This is a genomic window from Aeromicrobium alkaliterrae, assembly GCF_039529015.1.
Classification (GTDB): domain Bacteria; phylum Actinomycetota; class Actinomycetes; order Propionibacteriales; family Nocardioidaceae; genus Aeromicrobium; species Aeromicrobium alkaliterrae.
Map to the genome: position 1 here is coordinate 78,294 of NZ_BAAAME010000004.1, position 9,280 is coordinate 87,573.

Consider the following 9,280-nt stretch of genomic DNA (forward strand, 5'->3'; position numbering starts at 1 on the left):
CTATCCGATGATCGGCTGTTCCTCGGGCACGGTGTACCGCGGTGCCCGACGACGCAGGATGAATGCCGAGGCAGCCGTAATGGTGCCGACTCGGCCGATGAACATCAACACGATGATGACGACCTGCGACGCCACGTTGAGGTCGAAGGTCAGCCCGGTCGACAGGCCCACCGTCGCGAAGGCCGACGTGCACTCGAACAGGGCGTCCTCGAAGCTCACGTCCGAGAGCAGCATCAGGGTCCAGGTCGCGACGCCGACCAGCATGACCGAGATCAGGGCGATCGTGACCGCGGTGCGGACGACGGCCGAGCTGATGGCCCGCACGCCGATCGTGACCTGCGGGTCGCCGCGCAGCTCGGCGAGGATCACGTAGGCGAGCAGCAGGAACGTCGTGACCTTGATGCCTCCGGCCGTCGAGGCGCTGCCGCCACCGATGAACATCAGGACGGTCGCGAAGCTCTGCGTCTCCGGGCGCACCGAGCCCCAGTCGAAGCTGTTGAGGCCACCGGACCGCGGCATGATGCCGCCCTCGAGGCCGGAGACCAGCTTGTGGTCCCACGCGAGCGTGCCGAGGGTCGCGTCGTTGCTCCACTCCAGCGCCAGGAACACCAGCGCGCCCACGACGAGCAGGAAGATCGACCCCCACACCGTCAGGCGGGTGTGGATCGTCCACTTGCTGGGCTTGCGCCAGCCGCTGAACAGCTCGGCGAGCACGGGGAACCCGACCGCGCCGAAGAACACGCCGATGCAGATCGGGACGATGATGAGCCAGTCGCCGGCGTACCGCGTGAGGCTGTCGGGGTGCAGCGAGAAGCCGGCGTTGTTGAACGCCATGACCGCGTCGAAGACGCCGTGCCAGAGCGACGTGCCCCAGGTGTCGAAGTAGGTCGCACGGTAGCGGATCGCGAGCACGGCGGCGATGACGGCCTGGAAGCTCAGCATCACGACCGCGACGCGGCGGAACAGCGGCTTGACCTCGCCCAGGCTCACGACGTGCATGTCGGTCTGGGCGACGAGGCGCGTCCGCAGCCCCAGGCGCCCCCCGATGAACAGGCCGAGCACGGTCGCCAGCGCGACGATGCCGAGGCCGCCGATCTCGACCAGGACGAGGATGATCCCCTGCCCCGCGGGCGACCAGTAGGTCGAGGTGTCGACCGAGGCGAGGCCGGTGACGGTGACGGCCGAGGTCGAGGTGAAGAACGCCGCCATGAAGTCGGGCGAGTTCACGCCGGAACGGGCGAACGGGAGCAGCAGCAGCCCGGTGCCCAGGAGGATCAGCGCGAAGAAGCTGAGCGGCAGGAGACGGACCGGGTGCGCGATCGCAGCAGGGATCACCGGGCGGGCCACGAGGCGACGCTACACCGGCCCGAGGGTCTCGGCGGGTCATCGGCCGGACGGGACTGGCTAGGGTGGCCTGCGTGCCTGAGCAGCCCACGCGTCTCGCGATCGCCATCGTGACGTTCAACCGACCGGAGTTCCTCGCCGAGCTGCTCCGGAGCGCGACGCGGCTCGAGACGCCCGCCTGGCGGATCGTCGTGATCGACAACGCCAGCGACGAGCCCACCTCCCGCGTGCTGGAGGAGGCGGCCGGCTGGTTCGAGCCGGGCGTCCTCGTGACGCGGCGCCTCGCCACCAACACCGGCGGCGCGGGCGGGTTCTGCGAGGGCACCAAGGTCGCCCTCGAGCTCGGCGCCGAGTGGGTCTGGCTGATGGACGACGACGTCGAGATCCTGCCCGAGGCGCTGGACCGGTTCGCCCCGTGGATGGAGCGGTTCCGCGTGATCCACGGCCGCCGGTACGACTTCGACGGCTCGCCCTTCTACTGGCAGGCGAAGTTCAACGAGTTCCTCGGCGTGCCCCTGCCGTACGGCGTCAAGCGCACGTTCAACGACGAGGGCTTCGCGCTCACGAACTCCGGCACCTTCGAGGGCATGCTGATCCACGCCGACGTCGTGCGGACGATCGGGCTGCCCGACCCGCGCTTCTTCATCACCTGGGACGACGCCGCGTACGCCTGGCTCGCCGCGCAGCACACCGACGTGGTCTACGTCGACGCGTACGTCCTGAAGCGCAAGCGCGAGCAGAAGCAGGTCAACCTGGGACTGCGCCACCTGAACGACGGCAGTCCGCTGTTCCGCTTTCACGTCATGCGGAACCGCGCCTACGTCGGCAAGTACTTCGCCCTGCACGGTCGCCTCAACCGGGTCGGCTTCGGCCTCGGCACGGCGCTGACCTTCGCGAAGGAGGTCTTCCGGCTGGTCGTCGTCCAGCACACCCTCACGGGCCTCGGCGACCTGGTGCGCGGCTTCCGCGAGAACCGGCGCCTCTGGAAGGACCGCAGCTGGCGTCCGATGGACCCCGCCGACGTCCCCCCGGCCCTGCCCCAGCCCTGAGGCCCGGCGAGGTACCGGACAAGCGGCCACGGACAGCGCGCGAGGTGGGTGTGGGGCGGGCCTGACCCGGCGCCTGCACGATGTGGTCACTCCGGTCACGCTTCCGGCCTAAAAGCGTGCCGCAACTGACCACATCTCGTGGCCCGACCAGATGTGTCCAGTTCGGGCCCGTTCTTTCGGAAGGAATGGGCCCAAAGTCGTCACATCTGGGCGCGGAGCACGGGTCTTGGTCCATGCCGCTTGTCCGGTACCCGAGGACTCGGCCAGATGACGGGAGGTCCCCGGTCAGTCCTCGGCGAGCCATCTCCGGGCGAGGTCGAGGTCGGCGGGGCGCGTGATCTTGAGGTTGCGCTCGTCGCCCGGGACGACGGCGACGCTGGCGCCCGGCACGTGGGCCAGGACGACGCCGCAGTCGTCGGTCGGCTCGGCGTCCTCGCCCGCGGCGGCCGCGTGCGCCTGACGGAGGACCCCGGCGCGGAAGGCCTGCGGCGTCTGGACGCGGCGGACGCTCCGTCGGTCGACGCCGCGGAGGATCACCCCGGCGTCGTCGACCTCGACGAGGGTGTCGACGACGTCGACCGCAGGGGTCACGGCGTCGTGCTCGTCCAGCGCGTGCAGGCACGCGTCGACGATCGTGTCGGTCACGAGGGGGCGCGCGGCGTCGTGCACCAGGACGACGTCGTCGTCGGCCAGACCGGGCACGGCCGCGAGCCCGAGGCGGGTGCTGTCGGCCCGGGTGCGTCCGCCCTCGACCACGGCCACGACCTTGGCCTCCGCCACCGCGATGCGGTGCGCCTCGCGGGCCGACTCGGCGTGCGTGACCAGCACGATGCAGTCGATGCCGGGGTGGGCGGCCAGCCGGCGCACCGCGTGCGACAGCACGGTGCTGCCCTCGAGGTCGAGGAGCTGCTTGGGGGTCGTGGCCCCGAACCGCGTGCCCGTGCCACCGGCCAGGACGAGGGCGTGGACGGTCATGCGCCGGGCGTGCCGGGACGGATCATCGGCTCCTCGCCGCGGGCCCGCTCCGACGCCTTCCAGGCCCGGAAGCCCTCCTCGGTCTCGCCGAGGCGCCAGTAGGCCGAGACGGACACGTCACGCCGCTCGACGCCGCGCTCCTTCACGAGGTACGGCCGGACGGTCTTGAGCAGGCCCGACTCCCCGTGGACGAAGATCTGCACGCGCCCCTCCGGCCACGGCCAGGCCCGCACGGCGTCGTCGAGCAGGTTCGTCGTGCCCGCGTGCGCCGGGGCGCGGTGGAGCCAGTGGATCTCGACGTCGCCGGCGGTCGACACCGGCTGCTCGTCGGCGGGCCCGTCGACCTCGATGAAGGCCGTGGCCCTCTGCCCGGGCCGCAGGGCCTCGATGCTCGCGAGGATCGCGGGCAGGGCCGCGTCGTCGCCCACGAGGAGCTGGTGGTCGGCGTCCGGGTCGGGACGGTAGGCGCTGCCCGGACCGCTGAAGTGGACGACCTCGCCGACCTGCGCGCGAGCGGCCCACGGGCCGGCGAGCCCCTCGTCGCCGTGCACCACGAAGTCGATCCACAGCTCGCCGGCCTCGGCGTCGAGGCGGCGGATCGTGTAGGTCCGCAGGACCGGCCAGTGCTCGGCCGGCATCGACTCGCGCAGCGCCGCGACGTCGATGCGCTCGGGGTAGGTCACGCCGGGGGTGAAGAACGCGATCTTGACGTACGCGTCGGTGTCGCCCTTCCACCCGGTGACGATGCCCTCGAGCTCGGGACCGCCGAGCACGATCCGGCGCATCGACGGGGCGAGATCCTCGACCCGGACGACGGACAGACGGGTCAGGTAGGTGCTCGACACGCCTGTAGCCTAACGAGGTGACCCAGGGCATCGACATCACGCAGCTGGACCCCGCGATCCGCGTCCAGGACGACCTCTTCCGCCACGTCAACGGCCGATGGCTCCGCGACGCACCCATCGCTCCCGACCGTGCCACGGCCGGCTCGTTCGTGACGCTCGTCGACGAGGCCGAGGCCAAGGTCCGCGAGATCATCGAGGGTGCCGCGGCCGCCGAGGCGCCGGAGGGCACCGACGAGCGCAAGATCGGCGACCTCTACGCCTCGTTCATGGACACCGACCGGATCGAGGCGCTCGGCACCTCCCCGCTGCGGCCCGACCTGGAGCGCATCGACGCGGTCACCGACTACGCCGCGTTCGCGAGCCTGCTCGGCGACCTGGAGCGCACCGGCACGCACGGCGTGCTCGGCATCTACATCGCCCCCGACCGCGGCCAGCCCGACCGGTACGTCACGCACGCCTTCCAGGGCGGCACCGGCCTGCCCGACGAGTCGTACTACCGCGAGGACGACTTCGCCGAGATCCGCGACGCCTACGTCGGCCACGTCGCCCGCATGCTGGCGCTCGCCGAGCTCGACGACCCCGAGGGGCGCGCCGCCCGCATCCTCGACCTCGAGACGCGCATCGCCGCGCACCACTGGGACCGCGTCGCCTGCCGTGACGCCCAGAAGACCTACAACCTGCTGACGCTCGACGCCGTGCAGGCGCTCGTGCCCGCCTTCGACCTGACCGCCTGGGCGACCGCCGGCCACATCGACGCCGAGCGGGTCCTGGGCGAGATCGTCCTGGCCCAGCCGTCGTTCCTCGAGGGACTCCAGACCCTCCTGACCGACGAGCTGCTGCCCGCGTGGCGCGACTGGCTGCGCTGGCAGGTCGTGCACGCCGCTGCGGCGTACCTCTCGAGCGCGCTCGTCGAGGAGAACTTCGACTTCTACGGCCGCACCCTGTCCGGCACCGAGGAGATGCGTCCCCGCTGGAAGCGCGGCGTCTCGTTCGTCGAGGGCGCGATGGGCGAGGCCGTCGGCAGCATCTACGTGCGCACCGAGTACCCCGACGCCGCGCGTGAGCGCATGGGCGAGCTCATCGAGAACCTGATCGAGGCGTACCGTCGCTCGATCGGCGAGCTGTCGTGGATGAGCGACGAGACGAAGGCGCGTGCGCTCGAGAAGCTCGAGGCGTTCACCCCCAAGATCGGGCACCCCGAGGCCTTCAAGGACTACACGGCGCTCACCACCGACCCCACCGACCTGCTGGGCAACGCCCGCCGCTCGATGGCCGTCGAGACCGCGCGCGAGCTCGCCAAGATCGGTGCTCCGATCGACCGCGACGAGTGGTACATGACGCCACAGACGGTCAACGCGTACTACAACCCGACGATGAACGAGATCGTCTTCCCCGCGGCGATCCTGCAGCCGCCGTTCTTCCACGCCGACGCCGACGACGCGGTCAACTACGGCGCGATCGGCGCGGTGATCGGGCACGAGATCGGTCACGGCTTCGACGACCAGGGCTCGCAGTACGACGGCACGGGCGCCCTGCGGAACTGGTGGACCGACGCCGACCGCGAGGCCTTCGACGCCCTCACCACGACGCTCGTGGCGCAGTACGACGCCCTGACCCCCGAGGGGGCCGAGGGACAGAACGTCAACGGCTCGCTGACGATCGGCGAGAACATCGGCGACCTCGGCGGCCTCAGCATCGCCTACCGCGCGTTCCGCCTGGCCCAGCCCGAGGGCGACGGCGAGCCGATCGACGGCCTGACCCCCGAGCAGCGCTTCTTCATCTCCTGGGCCCAGGCCTGGCAGGCGAAGGTCCGCCCGGCCGAGACGGTCCGGCGCCTGACGGTCGATCCCCACTCCCCGCCGGAGTTCCGCTGCAACCAGGTCGTGCGCAACATCGACGCGTTCTACGACGCGTTCGGCGTGACGGCCGACGACGCCCTCTGGCTCGAGCCGGAGGACCGGGTCACCATCTGGTCCGCATGACCTACCCGCAGGGGCGCCTCGTCGGGTCCCTCGCGGGGGTGCAGGTCGTGGGCGGCGTCGGCAACGGCGCCGGTCTGGCGATCGGGGCCCTGCTGGTCAAGGACGTCAGCGGCTCGTCCGGGTGGGCCGGCATGGCGACCGTGATGCTCACGGTCGGCGCAGCGCTCGCGACCGTTCCGCTGGCTCGCTGGGCGGTGCGGGCCGGCCGACGCCCCGCCCTGACGACGGGCTGGTGGATCGGCGCCGTCGGTGCGGTCGTCGCGATCCTCGGCGCCGACCTCGACTCGCTGCCGGTCGTGCTGCTGGGCCTCGTGCTGTTCGGTGCCAGCACCGCGGCCAACCTGCAGTCGCGCTTCGCCGCGACCGACCGCGCCGAGCCGCGCAAGGTCGCACGCTCGCTGTCGGTGGTCGTGTGGGCCACGACGGTCGGTGCCGTCGCCGGGCCGAACCTGACGCAGCCGGGAGCCCGCGTCGCGGACGCTCTCGGCATCCCGCACCTCGCGGGCCTGCTGGTGTTCTCGTCCGTCGCCTTCGCCCTCGCCGGGCTAATGACGTTCGTGCTGGTCCGGCCCGACCCGTTGGCCCGCGAGCAGGGTGTGGCGCGGCCCCCGCGCGTCTCCCCCTGGCCGCACCTGCGTGGCACGGCACTGACCGCGATCGTCGCGATCGCCGCCTCGCACGCCGTCATGGTCTCCGTGATGGCGCTGACCCCGGTCCACATGCAGGACCACGGCGCCGACCTGGAGCTCATCGGTCTGACGATCAGCCTCCACATCGCCGGGATGTTCGCGCTCTCGCCGGTCTTCGGCTGGCTGAGCGACGCCCTGGGTCCCGCGGTGGTGGTCGTCGCCGGCCAGGTCACCCTCGTCGTGTCGACGGTCGTCGCCGGCACCGCGGGCCACTCCGAGCCGCGCATCATGGTCGGACTCGTCCTGCTGGGGATCGGCTGGTCGATGTCGGTCATCGCCGCCGCGGCGATGCTGACGACCGCGGTGACCCCTCAGGTGCGGCCTGCTGTGCAGGGCGTCGCCGACCTGGCGATGAACGTCGCGGGCGCGACGGGCGGCCTGCTTGCCGGCCTGGTCGTGGCCTGGCGCGACTTCGGCACGCTCAACGCCGCCGCGGCCGTGCTGACGATCCCGGTCGTCGCCCTCGTGGTCGCCGGGAGCCGAGCCGCCGCAGCGGCCAGCCCCGACACCGAGACGGCCGGTCGGCTCTAGTCGACCCGCTCGTCGACCTCGCTCCGTGACGCCCGCCGCTCACGGATGCGATCACCGAGATCGACGAACGGGTCCGAGACGCGGAACCAGAGCGCCTCCACCCGACGCCGCAGGGGCTCGGTGACCTCCGCGAGCCAGTCGACCCGCTCCTCGAGCAGGTCGTTCGGGAACACCACGAGCGTGACGGCGATGATCGCGAGGGCCGCCGGGACGGCACCGAAGACCACCGCGAAGAAGACGTTGCTGACCAGCGCGATCGTGACGGCGACGATCCGCGAGACCCGGTTCAGCATGAGGGGCGCGAAGAACAGCTGCGTCAGCAGCACGAGGTAGGTCAGGAACGCCAGGAAGACCGGGCTCGCGGAGACGAGGTCGGACAGCCAGGGGAACGGCCTGAACTCAGGCAGCTGCGTCGTGTAGTAGAGCGCCTCGCCCGACCGCCAGGCCTCCCGGGCGATCTTGTCCAGGCCTGCCGTGGCGTACAGCAGGACGGTCTGCACGCCGAGCCCGAGCAGGCCGATGTTGTGCAGGCTGATGCCCAGCCACGGGGGCAGGACCTCGTCGGAGTCGAACCCCCGCTGGTCGGCTTCCAGGCCCGCGGCGCGGGCGTCACGGCGGCGCTGGTCGATCGAGCAGCGGTCGCCCGAGCTCGTCAGCACGAGCCACAGCAGCGCGAGCCGCACCGCGTTGTCGCTGGCGCTGCCCACCATGGGGTTCTGGCCGACGACCGCGATGAACCCGATCAGGGTCACGACGTTCGCGGCCCGCGTGTACCAGCCGGCGGTCAGCGCGAGGGCGGCGAGCGTCGTGACGAGGTACACGACCGTCACGACGGTGTCGGTGGCGTTGCGCACCAGCCACAGCTCGGGGAAGTCGACCGCGTCGCGCGCCGGCTCGGCCCACACCGAGGCGTTGCCGACCCAGAGCGTGCGGTCGGAGAAGTTGACGACGAGCGTCAGCAGCACCGACAGCCCCAGCAGGATGCGGCACAGCGCCAGCCCGACGAGCGCGTTGCGCCCGCCGAACAGCCAGCGCTCGGCCGACTCGCGCACGCGCACGAACGCGTCCAGGACGGCCCACCAGGCGTCACGCACCGTCGTCACCCCCTACGTAGTCGTCGAAGGCCCGCTGGGCCTCCTCGTTGCCGGCGATCGCGTCGCGCCACCCGAGCGTGGTCCAGGTGTAGTCCTCGTCGTCGAGCTGTTCGTCGACGCGGTCGCCGTAGGCCGGCACCCGTCGCAGACCGACCCTGATCTGGATCTGCTCCACCGTTCCCTCGGCGGAGGCCGTCGTGAAGAGCGTGCCGAACTGGGTCGCCATCGCCCAGTTCGCGAAGAACGTCTGCGCGATGAAGGGCGTCGCCCCCTCGGCCTCGATCTCGACCTGGCGCACCGCGCGGTCCTCCTCGGTCAGGTCCTGCTCGACGAGCGGCCGCGCCGCCTTCGGGAAGGAGGCGATCGCGACGTTCAGGTTGGTGGCCAGGGACCGGGCTGCCTTGTCCATGCGGGTGCGCAGCAGCCCTCCGCTCTCGAGACGTGCGGTGACGTCGACCCACGCGGTCTCGACGAGCTCGCCGGCGTCGTCCAGCACGCGGGCCCGGACCAGCAGCGCCTCGTCGGCCCGCTGGAGCCCCGGGTCGATCGTCGAGGGCGACTGCCGGAAGTACGGGTTGACGTACGAGGTCAGCGTCGAGCTGCCCACGCTGTCGCGGATCGGACTGACCGGGCTGAGCCACAGCCCCACCACCGCCGAGTGCACGACGACCGCGGCGGCGATCGTGAGCATGAGCCCGCTCTGCCACCGGGTCACGGAGACCTCGGGGGTGGCGGCAGGCATGGTCCTCATCCTAGGTGGCCCGGGTGATC

Annotated in this window: 8 protein-coding genes; 3 read left to right on the forward strand and 5 right to left on the reverse strand. The window is 71.6% G+C overall.

Annotated features, from left to right (window positions below):
- Positions 1-1,347, reverse strand: coding sequence for a TrkH family potassium uptake protein (locus tag ABD127_RS08375; protein ID WP_344199908.1), 1,347 nt, complete (start codon positions 1,345-1,347; stop codon positions 1-3).
- Positions 1,348-1,418: 71 nt separating this feature from the next.
- On the opposite strand from ABD127_RS08375, the gene ABD127_RS08380 reads away from it, so the two are divergent.
- Positions 1,419-2,393 (forward strand): glycosyltransferase, encoded by a 975-nt coding sequence (locus ABD127_RS08380; protein ID WP_344199910.1) that lies wholly within the window; start codon positions 1,419-1,421, stop codon positions 2,391-2,393.
- A 285-nt stretch (positions 2,394-2,678) separates the two neighbouring features.
- On the opposite strand, the gene ispD is transcribed toward ABD127_RS08380, so the two are convergent.
- Together ispD and ABD127_RS08390 are read right to left on the reverse strand one after the other, a co-directional pair.
- Positions 2,679-3,368, reverse strand: a complete 690-nt coding sequence (gene ispD, locus ABD127_RS08385; RefSeq protein WP_344199912.1) for a 2-C-methyl-D-erythritol 4-phosphate cytidylyltransferase — start codon at positions 3,366-3,368, stop codon at positions 2,679-2,681.
- The gene (locus ABD127_RS08390; RefSeq protein ID WP_344199914.1) at positions 3,365-4,213 is read right to left on the reverse strand and encodes a siderophore-interacting protein; all 849 of its coding nucleotides are present in this window, start codon (positions 4,211-4,213) and stop codon (positions 3,365-3,367) included. The genes ispD and ABD127_RS08390 overlap by 4 nt, the downstream gene beginning before the upstream one ends.
- Positions 4,214-4,230: 17 nt before the next feature.
- Here ABD127_RS08390 and ABD127_RS08395 point away from each other — a divergent pair, with 17 nt between their 5' ends.
- Entirely contained in the window at positions 4,231-6,195 is a 1,965-nt protein-coding gene (locus ABD127_RS08395) for a M13 family metallopeptidase (RefSeq protein ID WP_344199917.1), read from the forward strand.
- Entirely contained in the window at positions 6,192-7,415 is a 1,224-nt protein-coding gene (locus ABD127_RS08400) for an MFS transporter (protein ID WP_344199919.1), read from the forward strand. The genes ABD127_RS08395 and ABD127_RS08400 overlap by 4 nt, the downstream gene beginning before the upstream one ends.
- Here ABD127_RS08400 and ABD127_RS08405 read toward each other — a convergent pair.
- Both ABD127_RS08405 and ABD127_RS08410 read right to left on the reverse strand, forming a co-directional pair.
- Positions 7,412-8,509, reverse strand: a complete 1,098-nt coding sequence (locus tag ABD127_RS08405) for an HTTM domain-containing protein (protein ID WP_344199921.1) — start codon at positions 8,507-8,509, stop codon at positions 7,412-7,414. The genes ABD127_RS08400 and ABD127_RS08405 overlap by 4 nt on opposite strands.
- The gene (locus ABD127_RS08410) at positions 8,502-9,251 is read right to left on the reverse strand and encodes a DUF5819 family protein (protein ID WP_344199924.1); all 750 of its coding nucleotides are present in this window, start codon (positions 9,249-9,251) and stop codon (positions 8,502-8,504) included. The genes ABD127_RS08405 and ABD127_RS08410 overlap by 8 nt, the downstream gene beginning before the upstream one ends.
- Positions 9,252-9,280: the final 29 nt, after the last annotated feature.

Bases quoted from the DNA above. Each gene is read 5' to 3' on its own strand.
- ABD127_RS08400 (WP_344199919.1), top strand. From the start codon at position 6,192: ATGACCTACCCGCAGGGGCGCCTCGTCGGGTCCCTCGCGGGGGTGCAG.
- ABD127_RS08410 (WP_344199924.1), bottom strand. From the start codon at position 9,251: ATGCCTGCCGCCACCCCCGAGGTCTCCGTGACCCGGTGGCAGAGCGGG.
- ispD (WP_344199912.1), bottom strand. From the start codon at position 3,368: ATGACCGTCCACGCCCTCGTCCTGGCCGGTGGCACGGGCACGCGGTTC.